The 19,199-nt window shown below is 72.3% G+C and carries 17 protein-coding genes; 12 read left to right on the plus strand and 5 right to left on the minus strand.

Features of this window, described 5'->3' with window-relative positions; genetic code table 11:
• The first annotated feature begins 150 nt into the window (after positions 1–150).
• The 4 genes from ACWEGE_RS36960 (at position 151) to ACWEGE_RS36975 (ending at position 4,104) form a co-directional block, all read left to right on the plus strand.
• Entirely contained in the window at positions 151–528 is a 378-nt protein-coding gene (locus tag ACWEGE_RS36960; protein WP_449665135.1) for a VOC family protein, read from the plus strand.
• Positions 529–647: 119 nt separating this feature from the next.
• A complete protein-coding gene (locus tag ACWEGE_RS36965; RefSeq protein WP_449665136.1) occupies positions 648–1,115 on the plus strand; it encodes a hypothetical protein in 468 nt (155 codons plus the stop codon).
• A gap of 15 nt (positions 1,116–1,130) precedes the next feature.
• Positions 1,131–3,221, plus strand: a complete 2,091-nt coding sequence (locus ACWEGE_RS36970; RefSeq protein ID WP_449665137.1) for a bifunctional polysaccharide deacetylase/glycosyltransferase family 2 protein — start codon at positions 1,131–1,133, stop codon at positions 3,219–3,221.
• Between the two features lie 37 nt (positions 3,222–3,258).
• Complete coding sequence (locus ACWEGE_RS36975; protein ID WP_449665138.1) at positions 3,259–4,104, plus strand: NAD(P)-dependent oxidoreductase; 846 nt, start codon at positions 3,259–3,261, stop codon at positions 4,102–4,104.
• On the opposite strand, the gene ACWEGE_RS36980 is transcribed toward ACWEGE_RS36975, so the two are convergent.
• The gene (locus ACWEGE_RS36980; protein ID WP_449665139.1) at positions 4,101–4,979 is read right to left on the minus strand and encodes a hypothetical protein; all 879 of its coding nucleotides are present in this window, start codon (positions 4,977–4,979) and stop codon (positions 4,101–4,103) included. The genes ACWEGE_RS36975 and ACWEGE_RS36980 overlap by 4 nt on opposite strands.
• A gap of 129 nt (positions 4,980–5,108) precedes the next feature.
• Here ACWEGE_RS36980 and ACWEGE_RS36985 point away from each other — a divergent pair, with 129 nt between their 5' ends.
• The 7 genes from ACWEGE_RS36985 (at position 5,109) to ACWEGE_RS37015 (ending at position 13,319) form a co-directional block, all read left to right on the plus strand.
• Positions 5,109–5,495, plus strand: coding sequence for a DUF948 domain-containing protein (locus ACWEGE_RS36985; protein ID WP_093951788.1), 387 nt, complete (start codon positions 5,109–5,111; stop codon positions 5,493–5,495).
• Positions 5,492–5,794 (plus strand): hypothetical protein, encoded by a 303-nt coding sequence (locus tag ACWEGE_RS36990; RefSeq protein ID WP_310974984.1) that lies wholly within the window; start codon positions 5,492–5,494, stop codon positions 5,792–5,794. Before ACWEGE_RS36985 ends, ACWEGE_RS36990 begins: the two co-directional genes overlap by 4 nt.
• A gap of 76 nt (positions 5,795–5,870) precedes the next feature.
• Positions 5,871–8,531: an alanine--tRNA ligase gene (gene alaS, locus ACWEGE_RS36995; protein WP_449665140.1), complete on the plus strand. Its 2,661-nt coding sequence runs from the start codon at positions 5,871–5,873 to the stop codon at positions 8,529–8,531.
• A gap of 64 nt (positions 8,532–8,595) precedes the next feature.
• A complete protein-coding gene (gene ruvX, locus ACWEGE_RS37000) occupies positions 8,596–9,024 on the plus strand; it encodes a Holliday junction resolvase RuvX (protein ID WP_449665141.1) in 429 nt (142 codons plus the stop codon).
• Complete coding sequence (gene mltG / locus ACWEGE_RS37005) at positions 9,021–11,168, plus strand: endolytic transglycosylase MltG (protein ID WP_449665142.1); 2,148 nt, start codon at positions 9,021–9,023, stop codon at positions 11,166–11,168. The genes ruvX and mltG overlap by 4 nt, the downstream gene beginning before the upstream one ends.
• 16 nt (positions 11,169–11,184) lie before the next feature.
• Positions 11,185–12,012 carry a shikimate dehydrogenase gene (locus tag ACWEGE_RS37010; RefSeq protein WP_449665195.1) on the plus strand — a complete coding sequence of 276 codons (828 nt, stop codon included), beginning with the start codon at positions 11,185–11,187 and terminating at the stop codon, positions 12,010–12,012.
• Between the two features lie 59 nt (positions 12,013–12,071).
• Complete coding sequence (locus ACWEGE_RS37015) at positions 12,072–13,319, plus strand: GrpB family protein (protein ID WP_449665143.1); 1,248 nt, start codon at positions 12,072–12,074, stop codon at positions 13,317–13,319.
• Between the two features lie 42 nt (positions 13,320–13,361).
• Here the strand turns inward: ACWEGE_RS37015 and ACWEGE_RS37020 are convergent, their stop codons facing one another.
• The 4 genes from ACWEGE_RS37020 to ACWEGE_RS37035 all read right to left on the minus strand — a co-directional run bounded on the left by ACWEGE_RS37020 (position 13,362) and on the right by ACWEGE_RS37035 (position 18,597).
• Complete coding sequence (locus ACWEGE_RS37020) at positions 13,362–15,785, minus strand: NACHT domain-containing protein (protein WP_449665196.1); 2,424 nt, start codon at positions 15,783–15,785, stop codon at positions 13,362–13,364.
• Between the two features lie 363 nt (positions 15,786–16,148).
• Positions 16,149–16,808, minus strand: a complete 660-nt coding sequence (locus ACWEGE_RS37025; protein ID WP_449665144.1) for a TetR family transcriptional regulator — start codon at positions 16,806–16,808, stop codon at positions 16,149–16,151.
• Between the two features lie 25 nt (positions 16,809–16,833).
• Positions 16,834–17,253: a hypothetical protein gene (locus ACWEGE_RS37030; protein WP_449665145.1), complete on the minus strand. Its 420-nt coding sequence runs from the start codon at positions 17,251–17,253 to the stop codon at positions 16,834–16,836.
• An 84-nt stretch (positions 17,254–17,337) separates the two neighbouring features.
• Positions 17,338–18,597 (minus strand): alpha/beta hydrolase family protein, encoded by a 1,260-nt coding sequence (locus ACWEGE_RS37035; RefSeq protein WP_449665146.1) that lies wholly within the window; start codon positions 18,595–18,597, stop codon positions 17,338–17,340.
• 70 nt (positions 18,598–18,667) lie between these two features.
• On the opposite strand from ACWEGE_RS37035, the gene ACWEGE_RS37040 reads away from it, so the two are divergent.
• Positions 18,668–19,198, plus strand: a complete 531-nt coding sequence (locus tag ACWEGE_RS37040; RefSeq protein ID WP_449665197.1) for a helix-turn-helix domain-containing protein — start codon at positions 18,668–18,670, stop codon at positions 19,196–19,198.
• Position 19,199 lies beyond the last annotated feature (1 nt).

Consider the following 19,199-nt stretch of genomic DNA (forward strand, 5'->3'; position numbering starts at 1 on the left):
AACCTCCGCCGCGGGAAAGGACGCTTCACACCCGTTGAACACGGTTCGCCGCGAGCGTGGGCCGGGGTGGGCAAGATCATCGGAGTTCGTAAACTCTTCCCCTCGAGGCGGCCCGGACCGGGGAGGCCCACGACGGCAGGAGGCGTGCCCGTGCCCGCGACGCTGCAGTGCATCGTCCTGGACTGTCCGGAGCCGCTGGTGCTCGCCCGCTTCTACCAGGCCCTGCTCGGCGGCGAGGTGGACCGCCCCGATCCGCGCTGGCGCGTGGACGAAGACTGGTCGACCCTGCACGTCGACGGGATGGTCCTGGGCTTCCAGCGCGCCCCCGACCACCGGCCGCCGAGCTGGCCGGACCCCTCCTTCCCGCAGCAGTTCCACCTCGACTTCGAGGTCGACGACTTCCGCGAGTCGCACCACGCGGTCCTGGCCAACGGCGGCCGCCTGCTCGACCCCGACCTCGGCGGCCGCGGCTGGCGCGTCTACGCCGATCCGGCCGGCCACCCCTTCTGCCTGCTCGGCGACTACTGACCGGCCGCACCGAGATCGTGTTCCGGGCGGCCGCCGGAGACGGTGAATAACCGCCTGACCCCGGCGGTTTCGGCAGGTCGTGGCGTGCTTACGGTGATGCCCCCTGCCCCGGAGCCCGCATGCCTGCCCTGCCCGATCCCGACGGCGAAGACGCCGCGACGCCGGTTTTCGTCGACCCCACCGGACGGCGGCGGCGCATCGTCCGCCGCGTCGCCCTCGCCGCCTGCGCGGGGGTCCTGCTCTACCTCGCCGTGTTCGTCGCCGCCTTGTTCGGCGCGCCGATCCCCACCTCGGCGCTGATCCCCGTCCCCGGCTTCGTGCCGGTGCCGGTGCCCGCGACGAGCGTGCCGCTGCCGATCACCGAGGAGCCCGCCCGGGCGAACGGCGCGCCGGCAACCACGCCGTCGTCGCGGGAAGCCCGCCTCTCGACGCCGGGCCGCCCGCCGGCGGTGACCACGGCGCCGCCGTCCGCCGCCACGACGGCGCCGTCCACACCGTCCACGCCGACGAGCGAGCACCGCAACAGCCGCGCGCCGGAGGTGCCGCCCGGGCAGACCCGCACCACCCCGCCCGGCAGCGGGCACTGAGCGGGGATCGCCCTCTTGGCCAGGCATCACCACACCCCGCCGCCGAAGGCGCACTGGCTGCTCCTCGGCACCGCCGTCACCGCCGTCGCGGTGCTGCTCGGCCTGAACGTGCTCGTCTCGGGCGGGTTCAGCGCCGGCGAAGACCCACCGTCGGGCAGCTCGGCGGCGGTCCCGGCCGGGATCCGCTCCGGCGGGCCCGTCATCGACGCCCGCACCGACCCGGTGGGGCTGCAGGCCAAAGCCAAGACGCTCGCCCTGACCTTCGACGACGGCCCGGACCCGGAGTGGACGCCGCGCGTGCTGGCGGTGCTCGCCGCGCACCACGCGCACGCCACGTTCTTCGTCACCGGCGCGCGGGCCGCCCGGTACCCCGGGCTGGTCCGCGACATCCTGGCCGGCGGCCACGAGCTCGGCAACCACACCACCACCCACTCCGACCTGCGCGGCGACGGCGACCTGCGGGCGAGGCTGGAGCTGCGCGGCACGGACCTGGCACTGGCCGGCGCCGCGGGGGTGGGCACCTCGCTGGTCCGGCCGCCGTACTCGGCCACCACGGCCGCCGTCGACGACGCGGCGTGGGCGTCGATGCGGCGGATCGGCGCCGACGGGCGGCTCGTCGTGCTGTCCGATGTGGACAGCCAGGACTGGCGCCGTCCCGGCGTGGCGGCGATCGTCGCGAACGTGACGCCGAAGGACGACCGCGGCGCCGTGGTGCTGATGCACGACGCGGGCGGTGACCGCTCGGAAACCGTTGCGGCGCTGGAACAGCTGCTGCCGGGGTTGCAGGCGGCGGGCTGGACGTTCGGCACCGTCGGCGAGGCCACCGGGATCCGCGAGGCCGTCAGCCCGGCCGCGCCGGCGAGCCGGGCCGGCGGGTGGGCTCTGGTCGCCGCGGTGGGCCTCAGCGGGTTCGTCGCCGAGGCGCTGCGATGGCTGCTCGTCGTGGCGAGCGTCATCGCCGTCCTGCGGACCGCGCTCATCCTCGTCACCACCGCGATCCACGTGCGGCGGCGGGGCGTGCGGCGGCGGGTCCGCGCCGGCGTCACGGTGATCGTCCCGGCCTACAACGAAGAAGCCGGGATCGAGGCGACCATCCGCTCGATCCTCGCCTCCGACCACCACCCGGTGTGGGTGATCGTGGTCGACGACGGCTCCACCGACGGCACCGCCGACGTCGTCGCGCGGTTCCGGTCGCGCCGCGTGCGGCTGATCCGCCAGCGCAACGCGGGCAAGCCCGCCGCGCTCAACAACGGTCTCGCCGCGGCCCGCACCGAGCTGGTGGTCATGGTCGACGGCGACACCGTGCTCGAGCCGGGCACGGTGGGCGCGGTGATCCGGCCGTTCGCCGACCGGCGCGTCGGTGCGGTGTCGGGCAACGCGAAGGTCGGCAACCGCGGCGGGCTGCTCGGCCGCTGGCAGCACATCGAGTACGTGATCGGCTTCAACCTCGACCGGCGGATGTACGACGTCCTCGAGTGCATGCCGACCGTGCCGGGCGCGATCGGCGCGTTCCGGCGGTCGGCGGTGCTCGACCTCGGCGGCGTCCCGGAGGACACCCTGGCCGAGGACACCGATCTGACGATGCTGCTGGAGCAGGCCGGCTGGCGCGTCGTCTACGAGCAGCGGGCGCGGGCCTGGACCGAGGCGCCGTCGACGCTCGGGCAGCTGTGGAAGCAGCGCTACCGCTGGTGCTACGGCACGCTGCAGGCGGTGTGGAAGCACCGCGGTGCGGTGCTGCGCGGTGGCGCGGCCGGACGGCTGGGCCGCCGCGGGCTGCCGTACCTGCTGCTGTTCCAGGTGGTGCTGCCGATGCTGGCGCCGCTGGTGGACGTCGCCGCGCTGTTCGGCGCGCTGGCCGGGGACTGGCCGGCCACGCTGGGGTACTGGCTGGTGTTCCTGCTGATGCAGCTGGTGCCCGGGATCATCGCGTTCCGGCTCGACGGCGAGCGGCTCGGGCCGCTGCTGGCGCTGCCGCTGCAGCAGTTCGTCTACCGGCAGCTGATGTACCTGGTGGTCGTCCAGTCGGTGATGACGGCGTTCGCCGGCGCCCGCCTCCCGTGGCACAAGCTCGAGCGCACCGGGCAGAACGCGCCGCCGTCCGGCTGAGCGCGCGGGCCCTCCCGGTCTCCGCCACGATGGCGGTATGACTGTCGCGTTTCTCGGAACCGGGATCATGGGCGCCCCGATGGCGGCCAACATCGCCAAGGCGGGCCTCGACGTCCGCGTCTGGAACCGGACCCGGGCCAAGGCCGAACCCCTGTCCGACGTCGCCACGGTCGCCGATTCCGCCTCGGCCGCCGCCGAGGGTGCGGACGTCCTCGTGACGATGCTGGCGGACGGCCCAGCCGTGGCCGAAGCGTTCGAAGCCGCTTCGCCGGCTTCGGGGACGTTGTGGCTGCAGATGAGCACGGTCGGCCTCGACTGGACCGACCGCCTCGCCGCGATGGCGGAGAAGGCGGGCGTGGTGTTCGTCGACGCGCCGGTGCTCGGCACCCGCCAGCCCGCGGAACAGGCGCAGCTGCTGGTGCTCGGCTCGGGCCCGGAGGAGTCCCGCCCGGCGGCGACCCCGGTGTTCGACGCGGTCGGCATGCGCACGATCTGGCTCGGCCCGGCCGGCCGCGGCAGCCGCCTCAAGCTGGTGATGAACGCGTGGGTCCTGGCCCTGACGAACGCGACGGCGGAGAGCCTCGGCCTGGCCGCAGCCCTGGGCCTGGACCCGGCGCTGTTCCTGGAGACGATCAAGGGCGGCGGCCTCGACGTCGGCTACGCGCACGTGAAGGGCGGCGCGATGCTGGCGGGGGAGTACCCGGCGTCGTTCCCGGCGGGCCTGGCGGCGAAGGACGCCCGGCTGGTGGTCGAGGCCGCGGGCGGCGAGGTCGACCTGGCGGGGGCGAAGGCGGTGCTGGCCCACCTGGAGGCGGCGGTCGAGGCCGGGCACGGAGACGAGGACATGGCCGCGCTGTACCGGGCGGTCGTGAAGGAGCGTTAGAGGAGCGTCGCGAGCCGGTCCACGCCCAAGGCGCTGGTCAGGAGGCGTTCCTTCGCGTTGCCCAGCAGCTTCCGCGTCCACGCCGTGAAGCCACCGTCGCCCACTTCGGCGAGTTCGCCGCCGAAGGACGCATACACCTTGAAGCAGAGACCCTCGTAGTACCCACGGCCGCCTTCGCGGTCCGGGAACGCGCGGACCGGCAAGCCCGGCACCGCGTCGAGCAGACCCTCGAACCGGGGGTCGAGCACGGTCACGGCCAGCTCGACCGCGGACGCGCCCAGCGTCCGGCAGGCCGCGGCCAGCAGCCGGGCGTGCTCGGCCAAGTGCTGCCGCTCGAAGGCCAGGTCGCCGGAGTCTCGGCCGGCCGTCACCGCGCCGAACAGCGAGAAGTGCGCGAACAGTCCCGCCGGAACCCGCTGGGCCCGCACCACGCGCTGCACCGAGGCCAAGCGGACGGCATCCGCGCCCGCGCGCCGGACCGCCGCCTCCAGGGCCAGGCCGGTGGTGGGGTCCGCGGCGACCTCGGTGCCGCGGCCGGTCGGCACCACCCGGTGCTGGGCCACCCCGGCCACCGCCGAGTGGGTGCCCAGCGGGACGAGCGGCGAGAGGGCCACCAGGTCGAAGCCCGCGGCCGCGCCGAGCACGGCGTCTTCGACCCGCCGCAGCAGGCCGAGCGGCAGCGGGCTCGGCGTCGCGAACCGGTCGGTCCGGTGCCGGCGCAGCACGTCGGGTCCGGCCAGCCGGGCCGCGCGCCGGCGCGCGATCTCCAGCTGCACCGTCGTCAGGTCGGCGCCGGGCAGCCCGGCCAGCACGTCGGCGGCCGTCCCGCCCGGCCCGGCGAACACCCGTCTCCCGGGTCCGTCGTCGTGTCCCATCGCTCAGGTGTACCGCCCGCCCGTGGCCCGCGGCGAGGCGTTTTCCGGGCCCGGCGGGGTGACACGGTCGGGGACCGGCCCAGGCGGTAACCTCAGGCGGCATCCCGACCCCTGAACCGAGGAGGGCCCGTGTCGGCAGGGCAGATCGCCGCGTTGATCGCCGCAGGAGCATTCGTGGTGCTGGTCGTCCTGCTGGCGATCCCGCTGATCAAGCTCGGCAAGACGCTGGACGCGGCCACCGAAGCGATCGAGCGCACCAACAGCAACACCGATCCGCTGTTGATCGGCGCGAACGAGACGATCACGCACGTCAACACCCAGCTCGAGCGGGTCGACGGGATCACCGCGAACGCGCAGGCGGTCACCGGCAACGTCTCCGCGCTGACGTCCGTGTTCACCGCGACCCTCGGCGGGCCGCTGGTCAAGACCGCCGCGCTGTCCTACGGCCTGTCCAAGGCGATCCGGGCGCGCAAGAAGAAGAGCGCCCTCAAGGCCGCCAGGAAGGCCGGGAAATGAAGCGGCTGTTCTGGCTCGGCGTCGGCGTCGTCGCCGGGGTCGCCCTGTCCCGCAAGGCCGCCGAAACGGCTCGTCAGGCCACTCCGGCCGGGTTAGCATCGAACCTGGGGGACGCCGTGCGCGAGCTGGCGGGCGCCGTGGGTTCGTTCGGCGCCGAGGTGCGTGCGGGCATGAACGAGCGGGAACAGGAGCTGCACGACATGGTCGAGGAGCGGACGGGCGTGAGCGCGCCCCGCGCCGAGGGACGGCACGCCGCCGCCCGGCGCCCGGTCCGGCGAGCTCGCCGGGCGGAGGGCTGATCCGGGCCTGCCCGGAAAACCCCTGCCGCCGTCGCCGCCGAGCCCGCTTCCGAACCACAGCCACAAGGACTGACCCGTGGACACACACGAAATCACCGACCGTTTCCTGCGCCATTTCGAGGCGAAGGGCCACACGCGCGTGCCCAGCGCGCCGCTGATCCTCGACGACCCGAACCTGCTGTTCGTCAACGCCGGCATGGTGCAGTTCAAGCCGTACTTCCTCGGTGAGGCGCCGCCGCCGTACCCGCGCGCGACGTCGGTCCAGAAGTGCGTGCGCACGCCGGACATCGACGAGGTCGGCAAGACCACCCGGCACAACACCTTCTTCCAGATGGCCGGCAACTTCTCCTTCGGCGACTACTTCAAGGAAGGCGCCATCGAGGCGGCCTGGGAGCTGATCACCAAGCCCCAGAGCGAAGGCGGCTTCGGCCTCGACCCCGACCGCATCTGGGCGACGGTCTACAACGACGACTCCGAAGCGGCCGGCCTGTGGCGCAAGCTCACCGGCCTGCCCGGCGAGCGCATCCAGGCCCGCGACGGCAAGGACAACTACTGGGACATGGGCGTGCCCGGTCCCGGCGGCCCGTGCTCGGAGATCTACTACGACCGCGGCCCGGCGTACGGCCGCGAGGGCGGCCCGGTCGCCGACGAGGACCGCTACATCGAGATCTGGAACCTCGTCTTCATGCAGGACGTCCGCGGCGACCTGAGCCCCAAGCTCGGGCACCCGCCGATCGGCGAGCTGCCGAAGAAGAACATCGACACCGGCATGGGCGTCGAGCGCGTCGCGACGATCCTGCAGGGCGTCGAGAACGTCTACGAGACCGACCTCGTGCGCCCGGTCATCGGCCGCGCGGAGGAGTTCTCGGGCCGCCGCTACGGCAGCAACCACGCCGACGACGTCCGCTTCCGCGTCATCGCCGACCACGCCCGCACCGGCGTCATGCTGATCGGCGACGGCGTCACCCCGGGCAACGACGGCCGCGGCTACGTGCTGCGCCGCCTGCTGCGCCGCATCATCCGCTCCTCGCGCCTGCTGGGCGTGCACGAGCCGGTGCTGCAGGCGTTCGCGGCGGTCGTGCGCGACACCATGGGCCCGACGTACCCCGAGCTCGTCAGCGGCTTCGACCGGATCAACGAGGTCGTCCGGATCGAGGAGGAAGCCTTCCTCTCGACCCTCACGTCCGGTTCGCGCATCTTCGACCTCGCGGCCGAGGAGACCAAGCGCGGCGGCGGCGACGTGCTGGCCGGCGACAAGGCCTTCCAGCTGCACGACACCTACGGCTTCCCGATCGACCTCACCCTCGAGATGGCGGCCGAGCAGGGCCTGACCGTCGACGAAGAGGGTTTCCGCACGCTCATGAACGAGCAGCGGACCCGCGCGAAGGCGGACGCGGCGGCCCGCAAGACCGGCCACGGCGACCTCTCGGAGTACCGGAAGGTCCTGGAGCAGCACGGCGAGACCGAGTTCCTCGGCTACACCGACCTGCAGGCCGAGGCCACGGTCGTCGCGCTGCTCGAAGACGGGCAGCCGGTGCGCAGCGTGTCGGCGGGCAAGAAGGCCGAGCTGGTCCTCGACCGGACGCCGTTCTACGCCGAGAGCGGTGGCCAGGTCGCCGACACCGGCGTGCTCCTCGGCGACGGCGTCGAGCTGAAGGTCCTGGACGTCCAGAAGATCGTGCCGGGCCTGTACGTGCACCGCGTCGAGGTCGTCGACGGCGAGGTCGGCCTGGACACGAAGCTCACCGGCTCGGTCGACGCGCACCGCCGCCTCTCGATCGAGCGCTCGCACTCCGCGACGCACCTGGTGCACGCGGCCGTCCGCGGCGCGTACGGCAAGCGCGCGGCGCAGGCGGGCTCGCTGAACTCGCCGGGCCGCATGCGGTTCGACTTCACCACGCCCGGCTCGGTTTCTTCGGACGTGCTGACCGAGGTCGAGGAGGAGGTCAACGACTACCTCCAGACCAACGTCGAGGTGCAGAGCTACACCACGACCAAGGACAAGGCCCTCGAGCTGGGCGCGGTCGCGCTGTTCGGCGAGAAGTACGGCAACGACGTCCGCGTGGTCGACATGGGCGACTACTCCCGCGAGCTCTGCGGTGGCACGCACGTTGACCGGATCGGCCAGCTCGGCCTGGTCAAGCTGGTCTCCGACGCCTCCATCGGCTCGGGCGTGCACCGCGTCGAGGCGCTGGTCGGCACGGACGCGCTCAAGTACGTCCGCAAGGAGCAGCTGCTGGTCTCGCAGCTGGCGAACACCTTCAAGGTGCCCTCGGACCAGCTGCCGGGCCGCATCGACGACGTCCTGACCCGGCTGAAGAACGCCGAGAAGGAGATCGCCCAGCTGAAGACCCAGCAGGTGCTGGGCTCGGCGGGCGCGCTGGTCGACAAGGCCCAGGACATCGGTGGCGTGACCGTGGTGGCCGAGGTCGTCCCGGACGTCGACGGCAACGGCCTGCGCGCGCTGGCTTCGGACATCCGCGGCCGCCTCGGCACGCGGCCCGGCGTCGTGGCGCTCTTCTCGCCGGCCGGCGAGAAGCTGAGCTTCGTCGTCGCGACCACCAAGGCGGCCCAGGACAAGGGCATCGCCGCGGGCAAGCTCGTCCCGTCGTTCGCCGAGAAGATCGGCGGCCGGGGCGGCGGCAAGCCCGACATGGCCCAGGGCGGTGGCACGAACCCGGCCGGCGCGGCCGAGGCGGTCACGGCGCTGCGCGCGGCGATTGCCGGCATTGGTTAACCGCGGAAACCGCGGCCCGGACCGCCCCGGAGTGGGCGATCCGGGCCGGGGTCGCCGGCTCGGCGTGGATGTCGGATCCGTCCGGGTCGGGGTGGCGCTGAGCGATCCGGCCCCCCTGCTCGCTTCGCCATTGGTTACCCTCTCCCGCGATGCGACCGACGACAGTGATCTGGACCAGCTGGCCGCCCTCGTCACCGAGCACGAGGTGGTCGAGGTGATCGTGGGCCTGCCGAGAACGCTCGCCAACCGGCAGGGTCCGGCGGCCGAGCTGGCGATCGCGTATTCTGAACGCCTGGCCGGGCGGATAGCGCCCGTGCCGGTCCGGCTGGGCGACGAGCGGCTGACCACGGTCACCGCATCCCGCATCCTCTCCCAGCGCGGGGTCAAAGGCCGCAAACAGCGCGCGGTGGTCGACCAGGCCGCCGCCGTCGAGATCCTGCAGGCCTGGATCGACGCCGCCGCTGCGCACCGCGCCCGGGAGGGAGACCGATGAACGAGCAGCCACCCGAGCCCCCACGCGGGCGTCGGCGACTGCGCGAGCCGGAAGCGGCCACCCCGCCGCCGTCCCGGCCCGCACCGCGCCGCGCCGACCCGCGGGCCGCGGACCCGCGCCGCAGCCCGAGCGGGCAGCACGAGCTGCCGCCGCGCCGCGGGCAGGGGCCCAGCGGCGAGTACGACCTGCCCCAGCCCTCCCGCCGGGCCCGGCGGGAGGAGCCGCCGGGTTACGACCCCCGCAGCGCCCCGCCGCCCGGCCGTCGCCGCCTCGAGCCGCCCGGCACCCTGCCCTCGGCCGACGCCGACCTGGACCCGCAGGAGCGGCGGGCCGCCCCGGCCCGGGCCGCCTACGCCCGCCACGGCCTCGACGAGGGCTCCGAGCTCGAGCAGCCGGCCGCCCCGCGCCGGCGTCGCGCGGCACCCGAGCCCGACGAGGACCGGGTACCCCGCCGTGCCGCGCCCGAGCGGATCGAGCCGGCGTCCCCGCGGCGGCGCCGGAAGGAACCCGACGCGGACGCGCCCGAGCCGCCGCCCGCGCGGCGGCGGCGCAAAGACGCCGACGCGGCCGAGCCCCCGCCGGCCCGGCGTGGCCCGGCACCCGAGCCGGTGGAGGCCGCCGCGCCCGGTGTCGAGCGCCGCCGTCGGCCCGCACCCGACCCGGCCGAAGCCGCCGATTCGCGGCGGCGCCGCGCGGCGCTGGAACCCGACGCCGAAGCACCCCTCCGGCGGGGCGCCCAGCCGGGTGACCGCTCCGCAGGCGTGCCCGAACCCGGCGCCGAGCCGCGCCGCCGTCCGCCGGCCCCGCCTGTGCGCGAGGAGCCGGTGACCGACGTCCTGCCCGCGCTGGCCCCGCCGCCCCCGGCCGAACCGCCGCGCGCGCCGCACGAGGAGCTCTTCGCCGAGGAAGACGAGTACGCGGACTACGACGAGTACGGCGACTACGAGGAGTACGACGACTACGACGAGTCGGAGTACGAAGACGAGTACGACGATTACGACGAAGAGCCCGAGAAGCCGCGGCGGAAGAAGGGCAAACGCGCCCTCGGCTGGATCGCCGCGATCGCGGTGATCGCCCTGCTCGCCGGCGGCGCCTGGTACGGCTTCAACAAGTTCTTCGGCTACGACGACTTCGACGGCGCGGGCAACGAGGACGTGCTGTTCCAGGTGGACGACGGCGACACGACGTCGGCCATCGGCGCGAAGCTCACCACCGCCGGTGTCGTCGCCAGCAGCAAGGCGTTCGTCAAGGCGGGCGAGGGCAACCCCAAGCTCGCCCGGGTCCAGCACGGCTTCTACGTGATGAAGTCGCACATGTCCGGGGCCAGCGCGGTCGAGCGGCTCACCACCCCGGCCTCGCGGGTCGGGCAGCTGGAGATCCGGCCGTACACCCAGTTCGACGACATCACCCAGCCCGACGGCAAGGTCACGCCGGGTGTGTACAGCCTGATGTCGAAGGCGTCGTGCGCGCAGCTCAACGGCAAGAGCACCTGCGTCTCGGCGGACGACCTGCGCAAGGCCGTCGACGCGGCGGACCTCAAGCAGCTCGGCGTGCCGGACTGGGCGATCGACCCCGCGAACAAGGCCGACCGCAAGGACCGCAGGCTGGAGGGCCTGATCGCGCCCGGCGTCTACGACGTCAAGCCCGGCTCCAGCGCGCAGGAGATCCTCGGGCAGCTGGTGCGCAGCTCGGCCGAGGCGCTCCAGAACTCCGGGCTGACCTCGCAGTCGGCCGGTCCGGGCATGACGCCGTACCAGACGCTGATCATCGCCTCGATCATCGAGCGCGAGGCGGTCAAGGCCGACTTCGGCAAGCTCTCGCGGGTCATCTACAACCGGCTGAAGATCAACATGCGGCTGCAGATGGACTCCACGGTCAACTACGTGCTGGACCGGCCGACACTGCTGACCGACGAAGCCGACCGGGTGAAGTCCGGTCCCTACAACACCTACAAGAACACCGGGTTGCCGCCGACGCCGATCGCGGTGGCGAGCTCGGACGCGATCAAGGCCGCGGTGAAGCCGCCGGACGGCGACTGGGTGTACTTCGTCAAGTGCGAGAAGAACGGCCTGTCCTGCTTCGCGGTCACCAACGACGAGCACAACAAGAACCGCGACCTGGCCAAGGCCCGCGGTGTCATCTGAGCCGCGCAAGGCCGCGGTGCTGGGCAAGCCGGTGGCGCACTCGCTGTCCCCGGTGCTGCACGGCGCCGCGTTCGCCGCGCTGGGCCTGACCGGCTGGACCTACGAGCGGATCGAGACGAGCGCCGAGGAGCTGCCGCGCCTGGTCGGGCGCCTCGGCCCGGAGTGGGCCGGGTTTTCGGTGACCATGCCGGGCAAGCGCGCGGCACTGGACCACGCGGACGAGGTGACCCCGCGCGCGGCCGCCGTCGGCGCGGCCAACACGCTGGTCCGCACCGAACGGGGCTGGCTCGCGGACTGCACCGACGTCGAGGGCGTCACCGGCGCCCTGCGCGCCGCGGGCGGCTACCGGCCGTCCCCGGCGGACACCGCGGTCGTGCTCGGCGCAGGCGGCACCGCGGCGGCGGCGGTCGTCGGGCTGGCCGCCCTCGGCGTCCGGCAGGTGCGGCTGGTGGTGCGCGAGCCCGCCCGCGCCGGTGAAACCCTCGACGCGGCGAAGCGGGCCGCGCTCGACGTCGACGTCCTGCGCTGGGCCGACACGGACTTCGCGGCCCTGGGGTCCGCGGCGGTGCTGGTGAACACCGTCCCGCCGGACGCGGTCGCCGCGCACGTGGCCGAGCTCGCCGCGGTCGAACACGTCCTCGACGTCATCTACCACCCGTGGCCGACCCCGCTCGCCGAAGCCGTCGCGGCCCGCGGCGGTCGGCTGGCGACCGGGCTGGACATGCTGCTGCACCAGGCGTTCGGCCAGGCCGAGCACTTCACCGGCCGCCCGGCCCCGCGGGCGACGATGCGGGACGCACTGCGCGAAGCGACGGGCCACCTGCTGCCGCTGCCGATCGGCTGAAAACCGGTTGCGCACGTCGATAATCTGGCGGACTGCCTTGTTGAAGGGGGGCTACCGGAATGACCAGCCAAGAAGCGTTGAGCGATGAGGAAGTCCAGAGCGCGTGGGTCGGCGAAGCGCCGAAGCTCAACTCGACCGTAACGCTCGCCGACTACGACCCGGAGTGGCCGAAGCTCTTCGAACGCGAAGCCGAGCGGATCCGGGGGGTGCTGGGGGAGCGGGTGCTCGTGCTGGAGCACGTCGGCTCGACGTCGGTGCCGGGCCTGTGCGCCAAGCCGATCGTCGACATCCTCCTGGAGGTGCCGGACTCCGACGACGAGGAGGCCTACGTCCCGGCGCTGGAGGCGGCGGGCTACCGGCTCGTCATCCGCGAGCCGGACTGGGAGAAGCACCGCTGCTTCAAGGGCCCGGACACCGACATCAACCTGCACGTCTACTCGCCGGGCAACGGCCAGACACCGCGCTACCGCCTCTTCCGCGACCGCCTGCGCTCGCACCCGGAGGAGCTGGAGCTGTACGCGGCGAAGAAGCGCGAACTCGCCGCCAAGAAGTGGAAATACCTCCAGAACTACGCCGACGCCAAGACCGAAGTGGTCGAGGAGATCCTCGGCCGCGCGCGGGCCGCGCAGTACGACGGCCACAGCGAGGCCTACGCCGAGCACGCGGAGAAGTCCGTCACCAACGCCCTCTACGACCGGCCGGCGATCCTCGACCTCGCCGGGGACGTCGACGGGCTGCGCGTGCTGGACGCCGGCTGCGCGGCCGGGCACCTGAGCGCGCTCCTGGCCGGCCGCGGGGCCGACGTCCTCGGCGTCGACTCGAGCGACGGGATGATCGCCGTCGCACGCCGGAAGTTCGGCGACACGGCCCGGTTCGAGGTCGCGGACATCGCCCGGCCCCTGGACCTGCCGGTCGCCTCGATCGACGTCGTCACGGCGTCCCTGGTGCTGCACTACCTGGCGGACTGGGGACCGACGCTGGCCGAGTTCCGCCGGGTGCTCAAGCCCGGCGGCGTGCTGGTGTTCTCGGTGCACCACCCGGGCGAGGACTGGCGGTGGTTCGGCAAGGAGAACTACTTCGAGCTCGAGCTGCTGGAGGACGAGTTCCCACCCGGCAACGTGGTCCGCTTCCACCGCCGCCCGCTGAGCTGGACGTTCCAGGCGGTCCGCGACGCGGGCTTCGCGGTGGACCGCCTGGTGGAGCCGATGCCGGTCGCCGAGGCCGAGACCGCCGATCCGAAGTGGACGGCGAACCTGCGGACCAAGCCGCGGTTCCTGTACTTCCGCGCGGTCAGTCCTTCGGCGTGATCGGCTGCGGGGGCCTTCGTCAGGAGTCCCCCGCAGTTCCGCTCACGTCCGCGGATCGGCGGTTTCCGGTTCGTCGGACTCCACCTCCAAGTCGGCCAGGGCATCCTGCATGACCTCGAAGAGGTCGATCCGGGTGACCGGGTTCAAAGTCAGGACAGTGGGGATCGGCACGCGAAGCCGGCGTAAAAACAGTCCCTCCTGGTCCTTTCGGTCCCGTCCGATCCGCCGAACCAGGTCGGCGATCGTTTTCGTGTCGGTTTCCGGATTCGCCGTGACGGTTTCGAGCAATTGCTGGACGTTCGGGGGCGTGGGCCGGCGCGAAATGATCTCGTCTGCCTGATCCAGGAGCGGGTCTTTGCGTTCGAAGCGTTCCAGCAGGAAGGAGAGGAGGTAGCCGAGCGAGGCCACGCCTGCCGAAAGCGCGGCCAGCGCCGGAGAGAGCAGCTCCAGCCGGCTGACAAGCTGGAAAGCGGCCACGACGACGACCAGCTTCGCCAGGGTGAGCAGGGAAAGGGCGTGCATGATGCGCACGCTGCGGTAGGAACGGGGAACCCGGACGGTGGCGAGAAACCGGAGGGTGGCCGACGGGCCGGGCCACCGGCAGGCCGCCTCCAGAACAATGCCGACCATGGATCTGCCGAGGAAGTAGTTGTGCCAGCCTCTCCTCTTTCCGGGCCGAGGGGGAAGCCATTCGTTCAGGGGCGGCACGGCCGCGGTCGTGGACTCGATCCGGTTGCCCACGCTCTCGTGGTAGATTCCTCCGATCGCCAATATCAGGGCCCACTCTCTGAGCCCTTCTTCACTGCCCTGGAACTCGGCGATGGCCTGAGCCAGCACGGCTGGTTCGTCGAGGACCTTGATCAGCAGTTCTGGACGGTCCGCGGCGAGGTCGAGGCCGAGTGATCGGGCCAATTCGAGGGCAGCGCCGGGATCGAGGCGCAGGTAGGAGACGAACAGTGGGTCGAAACTCCCTTGAGCGCCGGTCGTCACGCTGACGAAGAACGGTTCGAGGTGACTGGACCGGCGGCCGGTGATCGAACTCTCGGCCAGCTCGCGGTCGCGCAGGGCGATGGCGATCAACCGGAACAGGTGGAACCAGTTCTCGTCTCGCTCGGCCCGGTGGGCGGCGTCGGCGATCCGGGCCAGCTCCGCCATCACCCGTTCGTCGTCGTACGGCTGGCAGTCGATGACAGCCCGCAGGCCCAGTTCGACGTCGGTGCGGATGGCCCACAGCACGCGTTCCCCGCGGAGCCGGTCGTTCTTCTGGAGAGCGGCGGAAAAGACGATCACCTCCGCCAGCCGCTCGCCGAACCGCCGCCCGAGGGCTTCATCGGCGCTCTCGTCGATCGCGCGCGTGATCCGCAGCCAGGTCTCGTCGTCACCGCGGTCGACGGCGTCCGCGGCGAGGAACTCGCAGAATGTCAGGTGGACGAACCGGAGGGTCTCTTCCGGCCTTTCCTCGGTGAACAAGCCGGTGTCCCGGGACAGCTCCCGAAGGCGGGTCCCGGCGTCGGCTTCGGTGAGTTCTTCCTCCTCCTGGACGATCTTCACGGCCCTGGACCAATCGAGGGCATTCCGGGACTGGCTCCCGTCGAGCAGGTGCTCGAGGGCGATCCGGCCCAGCACCTGCTGCCGGGTCCGGCGAAGGACGTTGAGGCCGGTGGTCAGGCCGAGCTGGCGGCCCCTGCGTCGCACGAGCAGCTCGTCGACCACGGCACGGTAGAAATCGGGCCGGGTTTCCGGCAGGCCTTCTCCGCCGGTGATCTGGTCGGTAGCGACGTACATCGCGAGGATCAACGGCGTCTCGCACATGCTGCGGATGTTCGGCTGGGCGGCGAGATTGCCGAAAATGCGCGACAGGTGCCGTTCCGGTGAATTCTGGTAAGGCCACTTGCGCAGGAACTCGTACATGTCGTCGGCGGTGAACGGTTCCAGGGTGAGGTGCGCGTCGAAGGTGTCGGTGAAGTCGGGGGGAAGGTTGACGTAGAGCTGGCGGCGGGTCGTCACGATCACCTGGTTGCGCGCGTGTTTCCCGGCCAGGTGCCGGCAGAGCTCGGTGATCTCGGCCGAGACGGTGTCGAACTCGCTGGTGTTCACTTCGTCCAAGCCGTCGAGGAGGACGGTGATCCGGCCGGTGTCGGCGAACGAGTCGTAGAGGTTCTGGCTCGCGTACGTGTTGACCGCCGTGACCTGGTGCTCGACGGCTTTGACCAGGCCGCCTTCCGTGCGGAGGACCTTCCCCGGGTTGAGGTTCTTGAGCTCGATCCGGACCGGGATCCGGGCGCGGCGGACGTCGCGGGTGGCGATCGCCGCCCGGCAGATGTCGCGGTAGATGCGCTTGACCAAGGTCGACTTGCCGGATCCCGGGTCGCCGACGAGCAGGATCCTGCGGTGGTCGCTCTGCCGGATCTGGTCGGCCGAAAACCGGGTTCGGTCGGCGCCGGTGGCCGTCAGCGGGACGAACATGTCGTCCAGCACGAGTTCGACGGGCACTGCCGCCGGGACGAGGAGCCGGTTCGAACTCGCCGCGAGGCGGTTCAGGGCGAAATCCCGGAGGCTGAGCCGGGCGGCGACCCGGGGTCGAAGCCGGCGGACCAGCCGCGACCCGACCCCGCGCACGATGTACTGGGGGAAGGTTTCCAAGCCGAGATCGCGCGTCAGTGACTTGAGGTACTTGCGCTTCTGGTACACGTAGCTGGTCACCGCGATGACCAGCCCCGAAGCGATGCTGACGAGCTGGGTGAGACTCAGCGGCACCCCGAGCCACCTCTCTGCGGGTCTGCAGGTTGTGGAAGGGGTCGCTCAGAGCCCGCGGAGTGTTACGGGCGGTCAGTCCCGCTTGGAGAGTTCCTGAATCAGGTCGACGATCTCCCGGCTGACGGGCCGGAACACCCGCAGCCGGGAGAGCGCGGCCAGCCGGGCCAGCAGCGGGACGCTGCGCTCGACCAGCAGCCGGCTGCGTTTCGTGCCCGCCGAGCGGTCGTGCACCCAGAACAGCACCACGCCCATCTGGAAGAGCCAGAGCAGCTCCGGCAGCTGGGTGCGCAGCTCGGGGTCGAGCTTGACGTCGGAGCCTTCGACGACCTCGCGCATGAGGCCGATCGAGGCTTCGCGGGCGGCCGAGGAGTCGTCGCTGAACGGGCTCAGCGGCGACTCCGGGTCGGCCGCGTTGACGAAGAACTGTGTGCCGAAGCGGTGGTAGGGCTCGGCGACGTCGAGCCAGCACAGCAGCACCGCCTTCAGCCGGGCCGCGAAGCCGGTTTCGCCGTCGAGCAGCGTCCGGGCCGTGGCCAGGTGCCGGCCGGCCATCTCGTCGTAGAAGCCCTGGATCAGCTGTTCCTTGGACGAGAAGTAGTAGTAGGCGTTCCCGACGGAGACGCCCGCCTCGGCGGCGATCGCGCGCATCGTCGTGCGGTCGTAGCCGTTCTCGGTGAACAGCCGCATCGCGGTCGTGACGATCAGGGACCGCGTTTCCTCGCTCTTGGCCACGCGCTGCACGTTAGCGCCGCCGCGGTCAGGGAGCCGGGAAGGGCGGGGCCTGCGGCACGCCGGGGTAGGGGACCGGGACCGGCGCCGGTGCGGGTTTCGGGGCCAGGTGGCGGCGCCGGATGCTGTTGAAGACCAGGACGTTGAACAGGTGCATGACGCCGAGCACGAGCGCGACTGTGCCGATCTTGACCGACAGCATCTCGAACACTTCACGGGCGCTGACGATGAAGGTGCTGGTGGTCAGGAAGAGCGTCACGAAGCCGAGGCTGACCAGGTAGAAGCCGACGACCAGGAGCTGGTTGACGGCGTTGGCGAGGCCGGGGCTGTCGGCGAAGACCTCGGTGAGGAAGGTGCGGCCGTGCTTGCTCAGCGTGCGGGCGACGAGCACCGTCAGCGGAATGCTGATCAGCAGGTAGAGCGCGTAGGCGATGACGATCGGGTCCATGGTTCCTCCCCTTTTGAACGTGTTCAAGAAGGAGGGTAGCGCCAGTTTTGAACGTGTTCAAGAGGGCTGTGTCACGCCGGCCGTTCACCGCGGCCGGGAAACCCACTCCGCGATGTCGGCGACCACGGCCGGGTCGACGTGCTGCGGCACGCCGTACGCCGCCGGTGTGGACGGCCCTTCGCCGCGGAAGAACAGGTGGTCGTCGGCCTCGTGGACGCGGATGTCGACATCGGGCCGCCGGGCCAGGCCGGCCTGCCAGCGCACGAGGTCGCCGGTCACCGTCACCTGGTAGTCACGGCCGCCCTGCAGGATGAGCATCGGCTTGTCCAGTGCGGCGGCGGTCGCGACCGGGTCGTAGCCGCGCAGGTCCAGCCAGTACGAGGCCGGCCAGCCGAAGAGGAGGTCCGCGGCCGGCGTCGCGGGGGACAGGTCGGGGCTTTCGACCAGTGCGGCCTGCTGCTCGACCGACTCGGCGACCGCGGTGGTGGCCGGGCCCGGGTCCAGTTCGGCCAGGTAGCGGGCGACCCGGACGGCCGCTCGCGGCGGCGGCAGCGTGTCGCCGGCCAGGCTGATCAGGCCGGCGATGGCCGGCTCGGCCGCCGCGACCCGGGGCGCTGCCCTGCCCCCGCCGCTGAGGCCCAGGACGAACACCCGCGCCGGGTCCACGGCCCGCTGCTGCTGCAGCAGGCGGACGGCGGCGACCGCGTGCGGCACGTATTCGTCGACCATCGTGAAGCCGGGCGCGGAGCCGGTCTCCGGGTGGACGTGGGTCACCTTGTCGAACCGGGCCACCGCGACGCCGTGGGAGGCCAGTCCCCACGCCAGGTCCTTGAACGGCTTGTTGGGCCCGGTCGTGAGGTCGCGGTCGGCGGGGCCGGACGTGAGCAGCACCAGTCCCGGCCACGGGCCCCGCCCCCGGGGAACGGCGAGCGTGCCGGGCACGGAAAGCGGGCCGGCGCCGATGGTGACTTCGCGCTCGGTGAACCGCTCCGGCTCGGCGTAGGCCGGCGGCGTCCAGGACGGGCCGGCCGGCGGCGCGAGCCGCAGTCCGTGCAGCAGGCCGGCGTCGTCGACCGACATGATCACCGTGAGGCCCCCGCGCTCGCAGGTCACCGGGACGCTCACCCGGACCAGGCCCGCCGCGGGCGGCTCGCTCAGCGGGGTGCCGACCGCCCGGACCGGCCCGGTCTTGGCGAGCTCCGTCTCCCACCCCACCCGGAGCGTCCCGGCCGACACCGCCGCCCGCAGCCGCGGCGCGAATCGCTCCTCGGCCTCCGTGAACCGTTCTGCCGCCACCATGCCGACGATCGCCAGCGCGACCGCCGCCGGATCTGTGCCCGTCATCCCGAACCCCCAATCATTCTCGGATTTTGCGAACGTTATCACCTCATGAGAAAATTGAGTAGTGGACATCATGGAACTGCTGGGACACCCGGCCCGGCTGCGGATCGTGCACGCCCTGCGCGGCGAGCGGACCCTGACCACGGCCCAGCTCGGCGCCCTCCTGCCGGACGTCTCGAAAGCCATGCTCTACCGGCACGTCGACCTGCTCGCCGGCGGCGGGATCCTGGAGGTGGCCGACGAGCGGCGGGTCCGCGGCGCGACCGAGCGCCACTACCGGCTGCGCCGGGACCGGGCGTCCATCGACCCCGGCACCGTCGCGTCGATGTCGGCCGAGGACCACCGGCGCGCGTTCGCCGTGGCGGTCGCGACCCTGGTCGCCGAGTTCGGCGCCTACCTCGACCGCGACGACGCCGACCCGTCGGCCGACCCCGTCGGCTACCAGCAGCACGCGCTCTGGCTGGACCGGGACGAACTCGTCGCCATGGTCGGCGAGCTGCGGGCCGCGATCCTCCCGCGGCTGGCCAACCCGGCCACCCCCGGTCGCACGCGGTACCTGCTCAGCCCCATCCTCTTCCCCGGCGAGCCGTCCGCGACCGGCTGAG

Source organism: Amycolatopsis sp. NPDC004747 (assembly GCF_053601335.1).